At 60.5% G+C, this 21050-nt stretch carries 17 protein-coding genes; 9 read left to right on the top strand and 8 right to left on the bottom strand.

Features of this window, described 5'->3' with window-relative positions:
* Positions 1–468: 468 nt before the first annotated feature.
* Complete coding sequence (locus OKW35_RS13620; RefSeq protein ID WP_429552291.1) at positions 469–2190, bottom strand: dihydroxy-acid dehydratase; 1722 nt, start codon at positions 2188–2190, stop codon at positions 469–471.
* A gap of 206 nt (positions 2191–2396) precedes the next feature.
* Here OKW35_RS13620 and OKW35_RS13615 point away from each other — a divergent pair, with 206 nt between their 5' ends.
* The 3 genes from OKW35_RS13615 to OKW35_RS13605 all read left to right on the top strand — a co-directional run bounded on the left by OKW35_RS13615 (position 2397) and on the right by OKW35_RS13605 (position 7343).
* Positions 2397–5162, top strand: a complete 2766-nt coding sequence (locus OKW35_RS13615) for an MGH1-like glycoside hydrolase domain-containing protein (protein ID WP_429552290.1) — start codon at positions 2397–2399, stop codon at positions 5160–5162.
* 170 nt (positions 5163–5332) lie between these two features.
* Positions 5333–6655: a DUF2254 domain-containing protein gene (locus OKW35_RS13610; protein WP_429402507.1), complete on the top strand. Its 1323-nt coding sequence runs from the start codon at positions 5333–5335 to the stop codon at positions 6653–6655.
* A gap of 10 nt (positions 6656–6665) precedes the next feature.
* Entirely contained in the window at positions 6666–7343 is a 678-nt protein-coding gene (locus OKW35_RS13605; RefSeq protein ID WP_184068978.1) for a carbonic anhydrase, read from the top strand.
* Positions 7344–7542: 199 nt separating this feature from the next.
* Here OKW35_RS13605 and OKW35_RS13600 read toward each other — a convergent pair whose 3' ends face one another.
* Positions 7543–8940 (bottom strand): MFS transporter, encoded by a 1398-nt coding sequence (locus OKW35_RS13600; RefSeq protein ID WP_429552289.1) that lies wholly within the window; start codon positions 8938–8940, stop codon positions 7543–7545.
* A gap of 112 nt (positions 8941–9052) precedes the next feature.
* Between OKW35_RS13600 and OKW35_RS13595 the strand changes: the two genes are divergently transcribed.
* On the top strand, positions 9053–9925 hold the full coding sequence (locus OKW35_RS13595; RefSeq protein ID WP_187613438.1) for a LysR family transcriptional regulator: 873 nt from the start codon (positions 9053–9055) through the stop codon (positions 9923–9925).
* A gap of 270 nt (positions 9926–10195) precedes the next feature.
* Here OKW35_RS13595 and OKW35_RS13590 read toward each other — a convergent pair whose 3' ends face one another.
* The 3 genes from OKW35_RS13590 to OKW35_RS13580 all read right to left on the bottom strand — a co-directional run bounded on the left by OKW35_RS13590 (position 10196) and on the right by OKW35_RS13580 (position 12239).
* Complete coding sequence (locus OKW35_RS13590; protein ID WP_429552288.1) at positions 10196–10864, bottom strand: DNA-binding response regulator; 669 nt, start codon at positions 10862–10864, stop codon at positions 10196–10198.
* 18 nt (positions 10865–10882) lie between these two features.
* On the bottom strand, positions 10883–11788 hold the full coding sequence (locus tag OKW35_RS13585) for a S1C family serine protease (RefSeq protein WP_184039521.1): 906 nt from the start codon (positions 11786–11788) through the stop codon (positions 10883–10885).
* 241 nt (positions 11789–12029) lie between these two features.
* On the bottom strand, positions 12030–12239 hold the full coding sequence (locus OKW35_RS13580; protein WP_084754273.1) for a hypothetical protein: 210 nt from the start codon (positions 12237–12239) through the stop codon (positions 12030–12032).
* A gap of 163 nt (positions 12240–12402) precedes the next feature.
* Here OKW35_RS13580 and OKW35_RS13575 point away from each other — a divergent pair, with 163 nt between their 5' ends.
* Complete coding sequence (locus OKW35_RS13575) at positions 12403–12825, top strand: ACT domain-containing protein (protein WP_429552287.1); 423 nt, start codon at positions 12403–12405, stop codon at positions 12823–12825.
* 183 nt (positions 12826–13008) lie between these two features.
* The gene (locus OKW35_RS13570; protein ID WP_429552286.1) at positions 13009–13470 is read left to right on the top strand and encodes a hypothetical protein; all 462 of its coding nucleotides are present in this window, start codon (positions 13009–13011) and stop codon (positions 13468–13470) included.
* A gap of 12 nt (positions 13471–13482) precedes the next feature.
* Here OKW35_RS13570 and OKW35_RS13565 read toward each other — a convergent pair whose 3' ends face one another.
* A complete protein-coding gene (locus OKW35_RS13565; RefSeq protein WP_429552285.1) occupies positions 13483–16236 on the bottom strand; it encodes a UPF0182 family protein in 2754 nt (917 codons plus the stop codon).
* Between the two features lie 294 nt (positions 16237–16530).
* On the opposite strand from OKW35_RS13565, the gene OKW35_RS13560 reads away from it, so the two are divergent.
* Positions 16531–17115 carry a glutathione binding-like protein gene (locus OKW35_RS13560; RefSeq protein ID WP_090811025.1) on the top strand — a complete coding sequence of 195 codons (585 nt, stop codon included), beginning with the start codon at positions 16531–16533 and terminating at the stop codon, positions 17113–17115.
* A gap of 62 nt (positions 17116–17177) precedes the next feature.
* Here OKW35_RS13560 and OKW35_RS13555 read toward each other — a convergent pair whose 3' ends face one another.
* Both OKW35_RS13555 and OKW35_RS13550 read right to left on the bottom strand, forming a co-directional pair.
* Positions 17178–18110 carry a hypothetical protein gene (locus OKW35_RS13555; RefSeq protein ID WP_429552284.1) on the bottom strand — a complete coding sequence of 311 codons (933 nt, stop codon included), beginning with the start codon at positions 18108–18110 and terminating at the stop codon, positions 17178–17180.
* Between the two features lie 228 nt (positions 18111–18338).
* A complete protein-coding gene (locus OKW35_RS13550; protein ID WP_429552283.1) occupies positions 18339–19382 on the bottom strand; it encodes an AraC family transcriptional regulator in 1044 nt (347 codons plus the stop codon).
* Between the two features lie 488 nt (positions 19383–19870).
* Between OKW35_RS13550 and OKW35_RS13545 the strand changes: the two genes are divergently transcribed.
* Both OKW35_RS13545 and OKW35_RS13540 read left to right on the top strand, forming a co-directional pair.
* Complete coding sequence (locus OKW35_RS13545) at positions 19871–20035, top strand: hypothetical protein (RefSeq protein ID WP_167368794.1); 165 nt, start codon at positions 19871–19873, stop codon at positions 20033–20035.
* Positions 20036–20272: 237 nt separating this feature from the next.
* Positions 20273–20989: a transposase gene (locus tag OKW35_RS13540; RefSeq protein WP_184068447.1), complete on the top strand. Its 717-nt coding sequence runs from the start codon at positions 20273–20275 to the stop codon at positions 20987–20989.
* Positions 20990–21050: the final 61 nt, after the last annotated feature.

The following is a 21050-nucleotide window of genomic DNA, read 5'->3' as shown; positions in this document are numbered from 1 at the left end:
ATGGCTGGTTTGTTGAATTCGAACGACAGCCCATGGTCACGAATATGTAGTCATGGAACATGGGGCCGGGTTCGGATGACTATCAGTTGAACGGGAGCGGCCTAGCGGAAAGGCCAGTCACTGGCCAAGAACATTCGTTTGAGGTTCCTTAGCGGACGGTTGCAGCGACGGAACGACAGACCGCTCGGGGTCGACACCCGACGATGGCGCCGCCATCGAACAGGCTGCGGCGGATGGTCGGTTGAACCGGCTCGTAGTCCGCAACCCAGCGGGACCCGATACCCCCTACATTTCGCTTCTTTTCCCCGGTGATCTGCTGGGTCGCCTCGAAACACTGTGGCCCAGGCAATCCGCAATCTTCGACGACACCTCCGGCGAGGGACGAACTCTTCGTCGATTGCGCTTGATCAGGCGCAGAACAGATCGAGTCGCGCGGGCGCTTCGGTCAGGGAGTAGAAAAAGCACCCGCTACTTAAGCTCTTCGGAAGGAAACGCGGTGAGAAAATCAAAGTCGCACCCTGCCGCGGCAGAGAGCACGTGATCGTGATAGAGCCGCTGGTAACCGCGCGCATACATCCCTTCCGCCGGACGAATCTCAGCGGCACGACGCGCCAGTTCGACCTCGTCGACCAGTAGATCGATCCGCTTGTCCCGCGCCGAGAGCCGGATCCGATCACCATTGCGCACCAGCGCCAGCGGGCCACCGAGCGCCGCTTCTGGCGTCACGTGAAGCACGATGGTCCCGTACGCCGTGCCCGACATGCGCGCATCTGAAATCCTCACCATGTCCTTCACCCCCGCCCGTGCAAGTTTCTGCGGGATCGGCAGATAGCCGGCCTCGGGCATGCCTGAAGCACTGCGCGGCCCCGCGTTCTGCAATACGAGAATGTCGTCCGCGCGAACGTCCAGACCCGGGTCGTCGATGCGCGCGGCCAGATCTTCGAGCGAGGTAAATACCACGGCACGCCCTTCGTGTTCGAGCAGTTCGGGAGTAGCGGCGGCGCGCTTCAGAACCGCACCGCCGGGCGCCAGACTCCCGTTTAGAACAATCAGCCCGCCATCGGGACTGACCGGTTTCTCCGTCGAGCGGATCACGGCCGTATCGATCGGATCGGCAAGCGGCTTGTTCAAACGCTCCTCGAGACTCTGCCCGGCGATATCGCAACAAGTCAGATCGAGTCGGGGCATCAGTCCGCGCAGAACGCCCTCCAGCCCGCCGGCTGCATGGAAATCCTCCATGTAACCGTTGCCTACCGGCTTGAGATCCACGAGTACGGGCGTTTCATCAGACAGCCGGTTGAACTCGTCGTAATCGATCTTCAGTCCGATACGACCAGCAATCGCCGCCAGATGAATCACGGCGTTGGTCGAACCGGAGACCGCGAGCAGCACGCGCAAGGCATTGCGCACCGACGCGGGCGTCACGATCTCGGCCGGTTTCGGTCCGCCATTGAGGGCCATGCGCGCAACCAGCGCTCCGGTTTCTTCGCAATTGCGCAGACGATCCGCGTGCACGGCCGGAATCGCCGCCGAACCGGGCAGCATCATGCCCAGCGTTTCCGCGATCAGCGCCATGGTCGACGCCGTGCCCATGACCGCACACGTTCCCGCCGTGACCGCCAGACGCCCCTCCACTTGCCTGATCTCCTGCGCCGAGACTTTCCCCGCGCGGAAATTCGACCAGAAGCGCCGGCAGTCCGTGCACGCGCCAAGCCGCTCGCCGCGATGTCGCCCGGTCATCATCGGACCGGCCACCACCATTGCGGCGGGCCGCTCCGCGGAGATCGCGCCCATCAACATCGCCGGTACGGTTTTGTCGCATCCGCCGAGCATCACCACCGCATCCATCGGCTGGGCACGAATCATTTCCTCGACGGCCATCGCCATCAGATTGCGATAGACCAGCGAAGTCGGCGAAAGGAAGACCTCGCCAAGCGACATCACCGGAAATACGACCGGCAATGCGCCCGCCGCGAGCACGCCGCGTTCGACCGCCTTGATCATTTCGGGAAAGTGGCGATGGCAGTTATTGAAACCGCTCTCCGAGGTGCAGATCCCGACGATCGGCTTGTCGAGCGATTCGCCGGTGTAGCCCATCGATTTGGCAAACGACCGGCGCAGATAGCGCGCGAAGTCGGGATCACCGTAGTTCGTCAGGCCATTGTCGAGGCCACGCGGTTTTTGATTCATGTCCAGTTCCTTACGATCGGGCGATGCAGCGCGAATATAGCGAAAGAAAACGTCAGATGAAACTAGGAGCGAGGCGGCCTCCGACCTCGATAAGTCTAAACGACGCCTATCATCCAGATACCGCCCGGCGCCGCACGCGTGACGGGATGGGCGGGGACTCACGCACTGAACGTGTTCGACGGGTCGATCCCGGTTTGGGAGGTCACATGTCATCGCTACGCGCAAACGATCTGCTCCATTCGAAGGAAGGGTTCCGTCTGCATGGCCAGGACTTCGACTGCTGGCGCCGCTGGGGGCCTTATCTGAGCGACCGGCAGTGGGGCACCGTTCGCGAAGACTACAGCGACTACGGAACCGCATGGGAGTATTTCCCCCACGAGCATGCGCGCAGCCGCATGTACCGCTGGGGCGAGGACGGCATTGCCGGATTCGGCAACGACCCACTCGACTGGTGCGTGTCGCTCGCGCTCTGGAACGGGCGCGACCCCATCCTGAAGGAGCGGCTGTTTGGCTTGACCAATGCGCAAGGCAATCACGGCGAGGACGTGAAGGAGCTTTACTTCTACGTCGATGGCACGCCGACGCACTCGTACATGAAGATGCTGTACAAATACCCCCATGATGCGTACCCGTATCAGGACCTGATCGAGGAAAACGGCCGGCGCGGCGCCGATCAGCCTGAATACGAAATCCTCGATACGGGCGTGTTCGACAACGATCGCTATTTCGACGTCTGGATCGAATACGCGAAGCACACACCCGACGACATCGTGATGCGCGTAACCGTCGAAAATCGCGCGGATCAGCACGCGCCACTCCATCTGCTGCCGCTCTTTTGGGCGCGCAACCGCTGGGCGTGGTCAGGCAAGCCCGGCAAGCCGTCGCTCACGCTCGAGCCGGAGTCCGCCGAGGGCGCGCGCGTGATCGCGCACAATCCCGCGCTGGGCACGATGATCGTCACGGCCTCGGCGCCGCAGCCGATCGAATGGCTGTTCTGCGAAAACGAAACCAACGTCCGCCGCCTTTTCGGCATCGCCGGCGCAGGCCCGTTCAAGGATGGCTTCAACGATTACCTCGTCGATGGCGAGGAGCACGCAGTACGCCGCGACGCAGGCACCCGCGCCGCCGCGCATGTGGCCCTGTCGCTCGCGCCGCACGAGCGCGCGGTGCTGTATCTGCGCTGGCGTCCGGCGGCACTACCGGGCATCACGCGCGACGACGTGCCGCTCGACTTCGAAGCGCTGTTCGCGCGCCGGATCGCGGAGGCCGATGAGTTCTACGCCGCGCTCCAGCACGACATCAGCGACGCCGACGCGCGGCTCGTGCAACGCCAGGCGCTCGCCGGCATGTTATGGACGAAGCAGTATTACCAGTTCGACGTGACGCGCTGGCACGACGGCGACCCCGGTCAGCCGAAGCCGCCGAAAGGACGCCGGCACGGGCGCAATGCCGACTGGCGGCATATGTGCAACGGCGACGTCGTTTCGATGCCGGACAAGTGGGAGTACCCGTGGTACGCGTCCTGGGATCTCGCGTTTCATGCGGCCGCGTTCGCGATGGTGGACCCCGACTTCGCGAAGAAACAGCTGCTGTTGCTCGTGAAGGAACGGTACATGCATCCGAACGGGCAGTTGCCCGCCTACGAATGGGCATTCGGCGACGCGAATCCGCCCGTTCATGCATGGGCGACGTGGCGCGTGTACGAACTCGATCGTGAAGTCACGGGCGTCGGTGACCACAAGTTTCTCGAGGTGATGTTCCACAAGTTGCTGCTAAACTTTTCGTGGTGGGTCAACCGCAAGGATGCAGAGGACCGCAACATCTTCCAGGGCGGCTTTCTCGGGCTAGACAACGTCGGCATCTTCGACCGCTCTTCCCCGCTGCCGACGGGCGGCCGCATCGACCAGGCGGACGGCACCGCCTGGATGGCCTCGTATGCGCTCGACCTGATGCAGATCGGACTCGAACTCGCGATGACGAACAACGCGTACGTCGAAATCGCGGTGAAGTTTTTCGAGCATTTCCTGTATATCGCAGAAGCCGTCGGTTGCAGCGAAGGTTGCAGAACGGGGCTATGGGACGGTCACGACGAATTCTTTTATGACGTACTGCATCTTCCAGACGGAACCCGTGTGCCGATGCGCGTTCGCTCGATCGTCGGCCTGATTCCGTTGTTCGCCGTGCATGTGCTCGAAGAACGCATATACGGCCACCTGCCCGGCCTGCGAGAACGGCTCGCGTGGTTTCTCGATCACCGGCCCAATCTGGCCAAACTCGTATCGCGTTGGACCGAACCCGGCAAAGGCAACACCACGCTGCTCTCGCTACTGCGCGGATACCGGATGACGGCACTGCTGCGCCGCGCGCTCGACGAAGACGAATTTCTGTCCGATCACGGCGTGCGCGCGCTGTCACGCGTGCATCGCGATACACCGTACGAGTTCGATCATGGCGGCGCGCATGTCTGCATCGCGTATCAGCCGGCCGAATCGGATTCGCGCGTATTCGGCGGCAATTCGAACTGGCGCGGGCCTGTGTGGATGCCCGTCAACTATCTGCTGATCGAATCGCTGTATGAATTCCATCGCTACTACGGCGACGAGTTCCGCATCGAATATCCAACTGGATCGGGCAACCGGTGCTCGCTCAGCGAGATCGCCGACGGTCTCGCGCGGCGTGTCACTACCCTCTTTCTCAAGGACGAGCACGGCGTGCGGCCCGTGATGGCGGCTTATCCGCAGTTGCAGGCCGACCCGCGCTCGTCTGATCTCGTGCTGTTCCACGAGTACTTTCACGGCGACAGCGGACGTGGCGTCGGCGCTTCGCACCAGACCGGCTGGAGCGGTCTCGTCGCGCTGCTGCTTCAGCCGCGTCTGATGAAGCTGGCCCACGTGGCGGCCGATGTCACTGCCGAAAACGCGCCGGCAGGCGCCCCCGTCGCCGAAGACGCGCTGCCCGCGATGGCGCGATAGACGGGCATCGAAAATCCGCAATCGGTCGAGACGCGATTCCCGAAACTCTATGTCCTCGACCTATCGGACCAAAGTCTGATTGACCGACCTGAAGGTCACGTGCATCGTCAAAGGCGAACCGCGAACGTTTCGGCCTCCGCTGCCGCATGAATCGTAGGAAGAGCGCAAACATGGACTGGAACCGCTGGTACAGCTTGAAGAGTTACCTCAGATCTTCCCTGTGGACGGTACCGCTCGTCGCGGTGGCGATCTATGCCGTGGTAAAGCCGCTCACTGAAATGCTGGGAAGGTGGCTGATCGGACACGACATCCTCGATCCGAAAACAGGCCTTTTTGCGCTGTCCATGACTGGAGCGCGGTCACTTGTCGGCGACATCGTTTCCGCAGACCTGGCGTTTCTGGTGTTTACCTTCGGTTCGCTGCTCGTCGCAATCCAGGTCGCTGGCGGTCAATATACCCCGCGGATCATCGCGACGACCTTGCTGCGCGATAACGTGATCCGCAGCATCTCGGGATTGTTCGTATTCACGCTTCTGTTCGCCAACAGAACCCTGGGCTGGATGGGTGACAGCGAGGTGCACCAGCTTCAGGTATTCATTGCAGCGCTATTCGGATTCGCTTCTGTCGTCGCATTCCTTTTCCTGATTGATTATGCGGCGAAATGCCTGCGTCCAGTAAGCCTCGTGGCTCGGGTTGGGGAGCACGGGATCGCGGTCATCGAAAGCGTCTATCCCGACCCAGCGACGGGCCGAATCACCCCGCAGAGACTTGACCACGAGCGAGGCGTCCCTGGCCGCATTGTTCGCCATAGCGGTACATCCGGCATCGTTCTGGCCGTGAATCTCGAAAGACTTGTCGCCAAGGCGAGGCGCACTAACTCGGTTATCGAATTCGTGCCGCAAGTCGGCGACTTTGTCGCGGTGGACGAACCCTTGTTTTATTTGTACGGAGACTCTGACGCAATCGATGAAAACCGGCTGCGTACACTCGTTGCTTTCGGGACTGAACGCACGATGGAACAGGATCCTATGTTCGCGTTTCGCATCCTTGTTGATATTGCGCTGAAAGCGTTGTCGGCTGCGATCAACGATCCAACAACGGCCGTGTTGGCCATCGATCAGTTGCAGCGGCTATTGCGTGTCGTCGGAAAACGGTCTTTGTACTCCGAAGAGATGACGGATAAGTCCGGACTTGTGCGCGTTATCTATCGAACGCCGAACTGGGAAGATTTCGTGCATATCAGTTTCCGCGAGATACGTCAGTACGGCGCGGGCAGCCTTCAGATCGCGCGGCGTCAGCGCGCGGCGATAGAGAATCTCCTTCAGTGCTTGCCGGAGCATCGTCACGACGCCTTGCGTGTCGAGCTGACCCTGCTGGACCGTGCGATCGGCTCGAAGCATCCATTTCCGGAGGACCTGGCGCTGGCCCGTATCCCCGACTCGCAAGGGCTTGGAGGCTCGGAAAGCTCGACAGCAAGGCAACCCGTCCTTTGAGAGGCAAACCATGCGAAAACTCATCATGGGCATCGTTGAATTCCGGGAGAAAATGCTGCCGCAATACGCGCAGCAGTTCAGCAAACTCGCGCTCGCGCAGACACCTGATGCGCTTTTCATAACGTGCTCGGACAGCCGGGTCGTGCCGGATCTGCTTGCATCGACCCATCCCGGCGATCTCTTTACGATGCGCAACGTGGGCAATCTGATACCACCGGCGACTGCGGAGGGCGTCTCTACCGGAGATCTTTCCGAGGCAAGCGCGATCGAATATGCCGTGCTGGTGTTGAAAGTCGCGAATATTGTCGTGTGTGGACATTCGGAGTGCGGCGCGATGAAGGCCGTGTTCTCCAGGAACGCCAAGATGAAATCGCCAAACCTCGATAAATGGCTATGCCACGCCAACAACGCAGCGTTTCGCCTCGAACAGGAAGGTCCGCTCGACGACAGTTTGAAAGCGCACGATCAATTGTCGCAACTCAACGTACTCGTGCAACTCGAGCACCTGATGACCTACCCGATCGTCCGCCAGCAAGTCACTGCCGGGGCGCTCGTATTGAGCGGCTGGTGGTTCGACATCGCGACGGGCGCCATGTATGCCTATGAGCGCACGAGCCGCTCATTCGCAGTCATCGATCGCACAATGGCTGATCGGATGATTGCGCGCCTTGCCGCACGGGCGAGGTGACGGGTTGCGAAGCCCGCGACGGGACCGGCATGTCGCTAGCGACCAATGCAATCCCTGCGTCGCGATGCAGACGGCAAGTTCTGTTTCAATGTTCGCTCCGGCCGTCAACGGGCATTCAGCTAAGATCCAGCGTGTCTGCTTACAGGCATACATGAGCCATTGCGGTTAACGCGCGACTGCACACCTGAAGAATCGGGTCTTATCTGTCAGAGGCCAGAATCCTGGAAGTGTTCTCAATGTGCACGGGCCGTGGCGTTCTGATTCCGTACAGGCACATCACGCTGCCGCACAGCAGGAGCACCGCAGCGGTCATGATGGAAAGATGCATACCTTGCATAAATGCATCAGGACGGGTATCGCGTACGAAAAACCCGAACACCGCCACCCCGAGCATGCCGCCTACCTGCCTCGCCGAGTTGAGCACTCCTGACGCGATACCCGAGCGGGAAGCATCCACGGATGACAGCGTGACGTTTGTCATGGTCGGCACCATTAAGGCAATGCCGCTTGCGGCTATGAGCATTGGCACGACCAGCATCCAGTACGAGCCGTCTATGCGAACCGGCAACAGCAGCAGATAACCCGACGCGGCAATCAGCATGCCGGCAATCATGAGTTTCTTTGCGCCGACGCGGTTGAGCAGCCGACCCGCCAGGATATTCACTGCCATCAGAACGACGGTCATGGGCAAAAACGCGAGGCCGGTCCACTGAGCTGATAACTGCTGCTCTATCTGAAAGAAGAGACTAAAAACAAAGATCAAACCGTAGTAGGCAAAGTTCACGATGACGCCGGCGGCCGAGGCCGCAGAGAACGTAGTCGTTCGAAAAAGAGCCAATGGGAGCATGGGTTCCGTACGGCGTGACTCAAGCCACAGAAACGCCAAGGTGGCAACAATTGAGAACAGTAGCGCACCATAGACCAACGGATGATGCCATCCAAACCGGGCCGCTTCCGTGAGGCACACGGTCAGAGCGACGAGCGCCAGAATGGCCGCCACCTGGCCGGCAAGGTCAATGCCTCGGCTATGCGCCCGTGCGGCTGTCGCCGCATGACGGAGAGTAAGGCTCACGCCTGCAATTCCGATCGGCAGGTTAATCAGAAAAATGCTGCGCCAGCCCACGTGAGTCACCAGCAGCCCACCTAGCACAGGTCCTGCTGCAAGTGCAATTCCGCCTGCAGCACCCCACCAGCCCACCGCTCGGCTTCTCTGCTCCGTATCAGGGAACGCCTGGCGCAGCATGGCCAGCGAATTGGGCACCAACAGCGCGGCGCCCATGCCCTGTACGACGCGTGCAGCCACAAGAATCGGCAACGAGTACGCGATCCCACATGCAATCGATGCCACAGTAAAGACGGCGAATCCCGCAGTGAAGATTCGCTTTGCGCCGAAGCGATCACCTAAGGCGCCCGTGGTGAGAAGCAGCGACGCGAATGCCAGCGTGTACGCGTTGACAACCCATTGCAGGCCGGTCACGTCCGTGGTGAAACGGGCTCGCAAGGCGTCAAGAGCGACATTGACAACGCTGACATCAAGCAAAACAACGACAAAGCCCAGCCCTGCGGCGGCGAGAGTGCCGCGTTGATCGCGGCTCATAGACATGCTCATCTGGAATGACCCTTATCGACTGAACGAGTCTCATGGTAGGCATGTCGCCTTTGTGCGAATATTCCCCAAAACCGCACACTATCCTTGAGAAATTGCACAGATGTTCGATTGGGAAAATATTCGTCATTTCCTGGCTGTCGCCCGCATCGGTACGTTGTCAGGGGCCGCGCGCGATCTGAAGGTTGATCACGCGACGGTGAGCCGACGCTTGAGCGCACTCGAGGACGAGGTCAAGACGCGCCTTGTCGAACGGCTCCCCAGGGCCTGCAAACTCACTCTCGCTGGGCAGCGCGTGTTCGAACTCGCGCAGGGAATGGAAGAGAACGCGTACGCGATTGAACGGTTCCTTGATGCCAGCCTATCCCCGCTGAGCGGCAAAGTCACGCTGAGCGCACCGCCGGTACTAGTGGCCAGTTTTCTGGTGAAGCATCTGGCGGAATTCCGGCTTGCAAATCCCGGCGTCCAGTTGTCTGTTTCTGGCCAGGCACGACAGGTTTCCCTTAGCCGAAGGGAGGCGGATATCGCCTTAAGGCTGGTTCGTCCGGAGGAAGCGACCAGCGTCGTACGCAAGCTAGGGCGTATGCCGTTCGACCTATACGCGAGCAGGGACTATCCGCACCTGCACAATCCATCTGCATGGGAGTTCATCGTCTACGATGCCGGATTCGCGGACATGCCGCAGCAGAAGTGGTTGATGAGCGTTGCAAGAGGGCGACCTATTGCTTGCGAAATCAGCGATATCACGGGCCACCTTGCAGCGACCCGAGCAGGCGCCGGCGTGGCTGGCCTCCCGTGCTTCCTGGCAGATACCGATGCGAATCTACAACGCGTCGCATACGACGGCGAACGGTTTTCGCGTGATATCTGGATGGCTGTGCATCGGGATTTGCGGCGTTCGCCGCAAGTACGGGCAGTGATGGACTTTCTGCTGAAAATCGTGGCGGAACATTCCGCCTTTACGATAAGCGGTTAGACGGCGGATGCCAAGGGCCGCCGCCTACGATCGAAATAGTACGGCTGGCACGGCAGATAGCCCATGCCACCGTGACCGTGCTCGAACGCGATGCGTTTCCGACAGCGGACACCTGGTGCAAAGGCGTCCCGCAGGGTCGTCACACTCATGGGCTTCTTGCCCGCGGCAGCGCGGTGCTCGAGGAATTCTTTCCCGGATATAACAGTGAGGTCGTCGTGGAAAGCGGCGGGGACGTCGTCTAGTGTCGTGGGTAGAGAAACGCGAGCTTGTCTACACCATGATGAATCCGTGCCGCATGCCGAGCATCACCGCTTCGGTGCGGTTGGTCGCACCGAGTTTGCCGAAGATTGACGAGAGGTGGGATTTCACCGTGTTGTCCGAGATGTCGAGGTGCCGCGCGATCTCCTTGTTGCCGAGTCCGTCGGCGAGCATCGCCAGCACTTCGATCTCTCGTAACGTCAAGGCTTCGAACGGTTCGCCGGCTCCCTTCTGGCGCGACGGTCTTGTTTCGGCCAGCAGCCTTGCGAGGATGTCGGGCGTCAGCACGCAAAGGCCTGCGGCGACGGCTTCGATGGACACGACGATTTCAGCTGGCATCGCGTTGCGCGGCAGGATAGCCACCGCATCGGCGGGCAACGCATCGAAGATCCAGTCGCTGTCCGGGTCGTCGCTCAACAGGACGAGCGACGGTGACCCGGGCGAGAGTTCGAGTAGCGTCTTGAGCGCATCGCTCGCCTCCGGCGCGATGTCGGTGACGACCACATCCGGCACCGATCCGGCGAGGCAATCGACGAGCTTTTCGGCGTCGGGCGCGCTACCCAGGAACTCAAGTGCCGGGTTCGCCTCGACAAGCGCTTGCAGGCTTGCGCGCTCTTGCCACGATGCCGCAATCACGACGACCCGTAAAGGCGCCCTCCGTATCGTCTGTCCATCCGACATTTGGTCGCTTCCCGGACGTCACCTGCACGAATTCCGTTGGGGCCGTTCGCCCACCGTTACCGAACACGCGTGGCGTTCGCCGCCTCGGATCAAGGCGATGTGCAACTGCTGCCCAATGCTTGCGGAGCCCAGCGCCGCACTCACGTCACCCATGTCGCGGCAAGGCTTGCCGTCCAGTTCGATCAGTACATCGCCTATCAGCACGCCCGCCTGCTCCGCAGGGCCGCCCGGCGCAAGCGAATTGATCAGCAATCCACTGCTGAACGACAGGTTCATTTTATTGACCCAGGCGTCCAGCAGGCCGACCCGCTGCGTGCCGACACCAAGGTAGCCCCGCGAGACACGCCCTTTAGCCAACAGTTCATCGGTGACGCGCTCCACGGTCATCCCCGGAATCACGATGCCGGCGCCGCGCATCAGTGCCGAGGTGCAGATGCCGATGACCTGCCCGCGCATGTCCGCGAGGGCCGCCCCGGAGAAACCCGGGCGCAGACCGCCGTCCAGTCGCACGAACGCATCGAGTTGTCCGCCTTTCCACGTGCGCCAAGGACCACCTATGCTGCCGATCACGCCAAAATCAGCGCTGACGCCGGAATCGTCCGCACGTGCGACGGCGAGCGCAAGATGACCCGGCTTCAGTGAGTGGGCGTCGCCGGAACCGATCGGGTCGAGATCCACGCCGTCCAGTTTCAGCACGCCGACGTCGGACCCCAGATCCAGGCCCGCGAGGACTGCGGCGACCGTACGGCCGTCAGTCAATGTGACTTCGATGCCGTCCTCACGCCTGAGCGTGTGTGCAGCCGTCACGACGACGCCACGTCGCCAGATTACGCCACTCGACGGCATGCGATGTCGGCCGTGTACTGCGACGACACTCCGCCCGACTCGCGCGACGATGTCTGCCAGATTGTCCGAGAGATCCATTAAAGGATTTCCGCTCGAGGATGTGGTTTCCATTTCAAGCCCCCTGTCAATTGCGTGCGACCTGCCAGTGCTTCGCGTCGACGTTTGCTCGCCTGTCCAGCTAGCGTTATGACGACGGGTTCACAATGACAGAGCGACGGGGGGCGCACACCACCCAAATGGGTAGCCGGGTGGATGCAGCGCGGACTTCACGATGCAACGAGTCTGGTCTGCGACCAGCACGTCCCTGATCACACTGCGGTTAGCGCCGCCCGCTACGGCCCCATACATAGCGAACCCACCGCTGCCAGCGGCTTTGCGGTGGAGCGGGCGCGTGGCGCGCAGTCTGCGCTTCGCAGTCGCGCTGGACGGACTTCTGAACCTGTTCGTGGATCTGCCTCAAACTCATGCCGCCTGGGCCTTTCAGTTTGTCGGGATCGGTAGCAGGATCGCCATCGGGATCGTCTGTCATGAGAGTCGCCTGTTTGTGATGAGGCGACTTGATCTTGATACAGATGCTCGGTAGCAGCAAGTTGGACGCGGCTCGCCGACCGGCGCGTACTCCGACAGTCCTTGCCCGCGTGCCGTTCGTGAAGTAGATTTTTCTAATGAGGTTCGAGCCGGGAGGGACGGCCATGGAACTGAGCGTGGAACGGGTCGAGGTTTGGGCAGCTACCATCGACGATAAACCGGGAGGCCTTGCGAAGGTCTTAAGCGTCTTGCGGGATGCTGGTGTCGACTTGCAGTTCGTCGTGGCACGTCGAACGCCAGAGGCAGCGGGTAAGGGAGTCGTGTTTGTCGCTCCGCTAGAGGGAGAAAGTGCGATCCGTGCCGCCACACAGGCGGGGTTCAGCGTCAGCCCGAGCCTTCACTCCGTCCGTGTAATGGGTCTGGACCAGATGGGCATCATCGCGCAATTGACCCAGACGTTGGCGGATGGGGGGATCAACCTTCGCGGCGTCTCGGCCGCTGTACTTGGCACGCAGTTCATTGCGTATCTCGCGGTCGACTCGTTGGACGATGCCGAAAAGGCGATTGACCTTCTACAAAGGGCCTGAAGTACCCGTACCGGACTGCAAACCGGCTTGGCTCTTGCTGACGAGGCAAGGGGGCCACTCTGTCTGACACGACTGCCGTCGACCATCTCAAATCCGTTGCGACAAAGCCGAGCGGCCATTTGAATGGCGAACGAAGCGCCGGGCATGGCGGCGAATCCCGATGCCGGTAGGAGGTCGACAGTGATGAAGACACCGACGACCCGAAGGCGGGTGCTTTGGGCGCTCTCGCTTTGCATTGTCGCGACTTGCATGGCAGTTGGCGGGGCATTGCTGTTCGAGCTGTCGGTGGTCGGCCGTGCCGTGAGCGATTTCCGCCGGGACGCGGCCCTGGCGCAAGCGGGCATCGCACGTGGCGAGCCGGCTACGTCCGAGGAGCGCATCAACCCGCCCTATCTGAAGCGATACGGGTTGGACCGTAACCTATACAAGGACATTCACGGAAACTTTTCGCCAACGGGTGCTGACTGGCGCCAATGGGGACTGCGAACCAAGGTCGCAGCCACTGTGTTGTGGCTGGGTCACGATCCACCGGGAACGTGGTGGACCTACGTTCAGATCAAGTGCGTTGATCGGTTTCCTCAAGCTCACGCCGACAGCGAGCCGATCGTCGATGTTGCCGACGCTTGCCTCGGCGAGCCGCATTGATCGTCCCGTTGGTCACTTCCGGTCATCGGAACGGCCAGCGCCGAGTGCCTCGAGCAACGGCCGGAGGGCATCCAGTTCCGCGCCGAAGCCGCTCCAGTCTCCCGCCTTCAGTCTCTCGATGGCGCGGTCATAGTGAACAAGTGCCTCTCTCGCGCGAGCGTCCACTGTGCCTCGGGCTGGCGATGCCGCTTGTGCGGTCTCACTGAAAAGCGCCGCCAGCGCCTCATCCAGAGTGTTCTCCATCACCACACGGTCCCCATACGCGGCAATCACCCGCTTCAACTCCGGCAACTGACCGGACGCCGCGCGCAAATAGAGCGGCGAAACGTAGAGGATCGAGTTCTCGATCGGCACGACCACGAGATGACCGCGAATGACGCGTGAGCCCATCTGGTTCCACAGCGATATCTGCTGCGAGATCTCGGTATTCTGCTGAATCCGCGCTTCGATCTGAAACGGCCCATAGATCAGCTTGTCCTTGGGAAAGGTGTACACGATGAGCTTGCCGTACCCGGGCGCATCGCAACGCGCCGCCAGCCAGGCAATCATGTTCTCGCGCTGGCTCGGCACCATCGGCAGCATGAGGATGAACTCGGCGCGTGCGTCGCCGGGGAGTCGCATGATCGTGTAATACGGCGGCATCGTGCTGGCGGTGCTTCCGCCATCCATTCCGACCAGCTCCTGGGGAAACTGCCACAGATCCTCGCGGTTGTAGAAGATCTCCGGCGCATCCATATGATAGGCGCGGTAGAGCTGCGCCTGGATCAGGAACAGATCTTCGGGATAGCGGATATGCTTTCGCAGTTCCGGTGGCATCACGTCCAAAGGCTTGAACAAACCCGGGAAGATGCCCTCGTATGTGCGCAGGAGCGGATCGGCGGGATCGCTGACGTAGAAATCGACCGTGCCGTTATATGCATCGACCACGACCTTGACGGCGTTTCGGATGTAATTGGCGCCGTCGCCGAAACCCGGCCGGGAGTAAGGAAACCACCGGCTGACGGTGTAGGCGTCCTGGATCCAGAACAGGCGCCCATTGCTTGCGACGACATAGGGGTCATGATCGAGAGTCAGGAATGGCGCGATCGTACGCACGCGGTCCTGAATGTTGCGATGAAGCAGGATCCGGCTCTTGTCTGTGATATAGCCGCTCAGCAGGATGTTCGGATCGTCGAGCTGCCAGGCGAACAGACTGCGGCGTGCCACACTGCCCATGCTGACGCCATCGCGCCCGCTATACGTCGTGTAGGCATTAGTCGGCCGTTGGGGAAAGTCGAACTCCGCTACGTTGCCGTTCACGATGACGTAGTCCTGGCGGCCTTCGCTGAAATAAAGACGTGGTTCGCGAATGGCCGGGCCCCCGCTGGAGACTGGCGGAATATCGTGCAGATAGAAAAACGGTAAGCCTTCGGTGGATTTCTCGGTGACTGGCGACATCACGACGCCGATGCCGTGAGTAAAGATAAGGTGCAGGTTCACCCAGGTTTGGGCGTTGGTCGGAAGCATCGCCGGTTCCAGTTCACGCGCCGACAGCATTACCTGTCTGTATCCGGCGTCAAGCTGATAGCGGTCGATGTCCACCGAAATAAATTTGTAATAAGTCCTGATCTCCTGCAACTGTGCATAGGTATCCATCAGCGGTTGCACATCCCATAGCCGGATGTTGTCGATGGTCGCCCGATTGGCCTGCAGCGAGTCGAGAGTCAGTCCCTGCTCGGCCTCAAACGGTTTAACCTCGATCTTGGCGAGGCCGTAAGCCTGTCGCGTTAGCGCGATAGCGTGCTCGATATAGGGTGTTTCCAGTTTCAGCTCGCTCGGTTTGACATAGAAGCGCTGAAACAGCGATGGATAGATCACAGCGAATACAAACGAACTGCCGAATACGAGCAGCGCGAGAACGACGGGTTGCAGATGGCTCCGCCGGCGCATGTTGATGCAAAGGGCAACGGATGAGGCCGCGGCAAGGCCGACAAGCATCCACAGGACCGGCAACTCGACGTGGACATCGGTATAGCTGGCGCCGACCACGACGCCGTTGTCGCCATAGAGCAGCAGAAAGCGGTCGAGCCACCACGACCAGGCCTTCACCGCAAAGAACAAACCGAGCAGTGCCGAACCATGAGTGAGGGGGGCGGCCGAGAGCGTGCGTGGTGGCCGCTCCAGCGCGATGTCACCGCGCAACCCGTAGACAACACCTGCCACGATCGCGCTCCAGAAGATTAGCTGCAGCAGCCAGTTCTTGAGTGCGACATACGCGGGGAGCGAGAACAGATAAAAGCCGATATCCCTGTCAAAGATCGGATCGCGTTCGCCAGCAGGGACCTGATAAATGAAGCGAAGCGCGAGGTCCCAGCTCGAGACTTCGCTAGCGGCAATAACCAACCCCAGGACGACCGCGGCGCAGGCAATACTGGAGCGCCAGGGAATGTGCGGCGCGATCAGTTCAGACAATTCAACGGCAACTTCCGTCGGACCCGATGGATCAGCTGTTTGCGCTCGCAAGATATCGATGCGCCTCGCGTAACGATGCGCCAAAATCCCAGACAGCCATATCGCGCACGCCGAGACTGCGAACACCGCGGCAAACAGCAGCGCTCTCGCGCAGAGGATGGTCCAGAAAACGCCACCATAGCCGATCGAAGAGAACCACAGCCAGTTGACCAGGATGCCGGTGATGCGTCCGACGACAAGCAGGCCAACGATGACGGCCGTCACCGTGATTGCATAACGTCTCAGGCGCACGCCGGACTTCACTTCCGACCGCATGGTCTCTCCTGTGCTGGCCGTCGCCCTGCCCTGCTGCGATTGCGATCCGGGTTCGGATGGCTACATTAATTCAAGCTATCTGAAGCCGCTCCACGAACCATGACGAAAGACCCTTGTGGACGTGGCGCGAGTCAAAACGGACAGTGCCCGGCGCAGCGATGCGGCAATTATGCCAAAGTTCATCCATCGCAATCGGCGCTCGACGTCGAACTCTCGTTGCAGGTGTCGACGGCGGCGGCACGCCCTTTGCTGCGTTGAAACGGTTCACTTCATCTCACGAAAATGGACCCTATCATGAAGCTCTACTATTCGCCTGGTGCCTGCAGCCTCGCCGACCATATCGCAATGCATGAGGCCGATCTCACTTTCGAAAGGATTCGCGTCGACCTGAAGTCCAAGGAGACCGAGACTGGGGAGCAGTTCAATCGGATCAATCCAAAGAGTTACGTCCCAACCCTCGAAATGGATGATGGTCAACGGCTTACCGAGAATATCGCGATTCTTTCGTGGGTCGCACAGCGCAAGCCTGCCCTTGCGCCGAATAGCGAACCCGGCAGCCTGCGCCTGCTCGAGATGCTCGCGTTCATTTCGACGGAAATCCACAAGCAGTTCAGCCGTGTTTTCAAGCCCACTTCGGATGCTGAAGCAACGGCAGCGCGCGAGAAGCTCGGTCAACGCTTCCAGTTGATCGCCACCATGTTCAAGGGCGAATACCTGTTCGGCAGCGAAGCGAGTGTGGCGGACGCCTATCTGTTCACGATGCTGCTCTGGGCCAAAAAGGTAGGCATCGAAGTGCCGGAGAAATTGCGAAACTTTGCCGAACTGATGCGCGCGCGTCCGGCCGTCCAGCTTGCCATGAAGCACGAGGGACTCGACTGATGAAACGCAGATCCTCGCCGCGCGCACCTTTAGCTGGATGATTCGTGTGCGTTCGGGCTCGCTCAATGCAGTGTGGCGAGTGCGGCCCGGATACGCATCCCCTGCTCTTCGGAGACGAGCCGATCGAGCACTTCCGCGAAATGGGGGTGATGCATACCGGAATGGAGGTACTGCCACCGGTAGGCATGATGGAAATTCGCTTCGATCGACATGGCTTCTGCCTCGACGACGGCACGCCCGCAGTTCGCGATGAAATACCGCGAGTCCGCTGTCGCCTGCCCGCGCAAAATGCCATCGATCGCAATCATCAGGTCGATGAACTCGTTGACCGCGTTGTCGCGCGCCGCATCTGTCAGCGTAGCGTCGTGCCGCTTCCATTCCAGCTCATCGAGAATGGCGTGCTGACTTTCTTCCTTCCAGTGGTACAGAAATACATCCTTGAACAGCTCGGATAACTGATCGTCAGGATGAATGCTCTGGCGGTAGTGAATTTGCGAGAACAGTTCAATATGCAGCGTCATGGCCAGCACCGCCCACGTGCTCTTGCCGAGGACCACGGCGGCAAGCGCATCGGGATCGACGTCGAAGCGATAACCCACTGGCAGCGTTTCGCCGATCATTTTTTCGATGCGGCGAAACAGCGCCTGGTGTTTAAGCTCTTCGTCGCTGAAACGCACGAGCGCTTCGAGTGCCACCTGATCGCCGAGCCAGTAGTCCCGGCTCACTTCCAGCACCTTGGCGTTAATGAAGCGCTCGACGAGCCCGAACACGTTCGCGTATGTGCGCCCCTGAATCTGGCTGACGAACCGCTTCTCAGCCTCCGAGAGCATGATGAAATCCGGCACCAGCGACAGCCCGTCCGGCAAATACTTCTGGGACATGTCGAAGGTACGGCCTCCAATCACGTCACGGTCGATGTCCCAACTGACCATCTTCGAAGCGCGAATGCATCGGGCGTAGCGATCGCGATCGGACAGCCGCAAAATTGCGTTCATTGAAGTTCTCCCAATATGGACCGCGATGCGGTCTGGCGTTGAGTGTCGATTCACCGGGCAGAGCCAGTCGGATGATCTGGCTTTCCGGCACGCTCAATTTACGATTGGGAGTCTTGAAGTTCTATGATCGAGTCGCCGGACGATATGACTGAAACGCCGTTTCGTCACGTTGGTCGCACAGGTCGACAATTGAGTGGGTAGAGACAGCACGGCGCGTCGACGCAGGCGTCACTGATCCCGCAGTGCGGCAACGCCACGCGTAGGTTGCGCGTGCTGCGCTGATGTGGCCACGCCGTTCGTGTTTCCTTTGCTCTTGCGCCAGCCGGCCGGCGGCATGCCGAATTCGCGTCTGAACGCGCGACTGAATGCGGCTTCCGACTCATAGCCAATCTGTTCCGCAACGGCGTTGAGCGGCTTGCTACCGATCAGAAGTTCGTGCGCCGCAATCTGCATGCGCCATCTCGCGAGGTATTGCATGGGCGGCTGCCCCAGAAGATCGGTAAAGCGTTGCGCCAACGCGGAACGCGACAGGCCCACTTTGCGCGCAAGTTCCTCGACGGTCCACGCATGCGCCGCCTGCGCGTGAAGCAGCGAGAGCGCGCGTCCAACGTAGCGGTCACGCACGCCGGCGAGCCACCCGGTCTGGTTATCAGGTAGCGCTTCAATACAGCTACGGATTGCTTCGACAAACAGCAGTTCCGATAGCCTGGCAAGCACGATCATGCCGCCCGCGCGCGAGTCGGCCGCTTCTGCGGCAGCAAGTTTGAGAGACGACTCGAGCCATGCCGCACGCGGATCCTGGCGCATGTCGATCTTGAACAGTCGCGGCAGCGATGAGAGCAGCGGATTGCTCAAAGTATCGTCGCAGGCCAGAAAGCCGCACACGATGCGCGTCACAGCGCCCCCGCCGCCATAGGACAGCGTCATCACTTCACCGGGTGCTGTCGCCATCTGCCCGGCCAGTAGCGAGTCCGACGGCACAGGGGAGATATCGATCGCGCTGCCGATGATGTGCGTTTCACCCTGAGGCACCACGATCAGTTCGCCGGCATGGACGTGAATCGCCGAACCGGGATCGTCGGCCAGCGTCGCCCAGCAACTCCCCTCTATGATCAGATGATAAGAAACGACGCGCTCCGAAGGCGGCAAGTAAGCGCCGCAGAGCGATGCATCGGTGCGACCGATCAGACACCACGGCGCGGTGAGTGTCCCGTTCAGAAACACGGCGCCGCTCAGACGAACAGCGCGCAGAACCTCAGAGACTGCATCCATGGATAGCTCGCGTGAAATGCGATTTCCCGGGCGAGAAACCTGGCCGCCGTTCATTCGTCAGGATGGCCAAGGGCTCCATGTTATACCCGCAACCTCACTTGATGACAATTCCCTTACTGGTGTTTTTCGCGAGGCTTATGAAGCGCTTTGCGGGTCCGTTGAAGACTCGCGCCTGGCAAAAAGCGCACCGCGGAACGTGCGCTTCGCCAGGATGACAGGACGATCTTTGTGGACGCCCGCACTGCGCACGCGATGCATCGGCAAGAAGTGGACGATCGGACAAGAAAGATCGACGCACGGGCAGGACGGCAATGGCTTGCCGCGGGCAGAGTTCATGACAGGAAGGAACATCACGGATCGGCGTCATCCGTACTTCGCCAACAAGCCTTCCTCGGACTCTGGAAACCTGGCGCGTCACCCAACTTGCACGAATCGGTTCAAGCACAGCAACTGACCGCTTCGCGCAAACACAGTAGCGTGAGACACCGATGAAACGCCTGATAAGCCGTGCGATGTACCACCCGATCATTGCGCTATCCGTTTTCTATCTGGCCGACGTTATGCATCACGTCGATTACAGCATCGCTGGTGCATTGCTGGTTCTGACCGCGAAAACGATCTCGCGGGTTTCAAGTCTGTTCGACAAGGGATAGAGCTGCGATGCGAAGCGTTCGTCGATCAACGTCCGAGCGCGGCGCTGCAATTCAGCATTGGCATAAGAGACACTGGTTGCGATCGGCAAATCAACGAACAGAGGCCATAAAAAAGGCCTGTTCGTGATGCAGATGCACGAACATGATCGCTAGAATTTCCTCTAGCACGTTACACACGGTCCCGCGTCCGATATCTGTCGGACCGCTTTCTCACATCGGATCTCCGGTTAATTCAGCATGGCACGGCTTGCACGGCACTACGTCCCCGATCAACCGCAGCACGTTATCTTGCAGGGACTCGCGGGGCCCGCTTTCATGGACGAAGGAGACTACCTGTACTTCCTCGCCTGCGTGGCAGACGCAGCGCGCGTCGCCGATCTGGCGGTCCATGCGTGGGTGCTCATGCCTGATGCGGTACAGTTCCTCGTCACGCCTTCGTACGAGTCGAGCGTCGCCATGGCAATGCAGGCGGTTGGCCGTCGCTATGCCGAGACCTTCAACCGCCGCCATGGACGCCGCGGTGCGGTATGGCGTGGCGAGTACCGGTCGACAGTGATTGAGCCCGACCGGTATTTCCTGCTCGCGAGCCAGGTCATCGATCAGGCGCCGGTGCGCAATGGCCTGGCGGCCGAGCCGGGAAACTACCCGTGGTCGAGCTGCGCGCACCACATCGGGCTGCGTGTCGATAGGTTCATCAAGGACCATCCACTGTACCGGGCGCTCGGCAATACGCCGTTCGAGCGCCACCAGGCTTATCGCGATCTGGGCGCACAGCCTGTTGACGAACGCGAGATCAATAACCTGATGCAGTCGACGCTCAACGGCTGGGTGCTCGGCAGCCCCGCGTATTGCGAATGGGCGGCGCAGACAGCCAATCGGCGCTTGATGCCACTGCTGCTGCGCGACCGGCCGTCCACGGTTCGCACCACACGCTCGCTCGTACACGTGGGCTAAGCAAAGAACGATCGAGCTTCGCGAGATTACACGACCGCGCCGACACCGCCCGTCGCGCGAG

This window comes from Paraburkholderia sp. MM5477-R1, assembly GCF_050436385.1.
GTDB classification, from domain to species: domain Bacteria; phylum Pseudomonadota; class Gammaproteobacteria; order Burkholderiales; family Burkholderiaceae; genus Paraburkholderia; species Paraburkholderia tuberum.
This window is presented reverse-complemented; position numbering and strand designations above follow the sequence as displayed.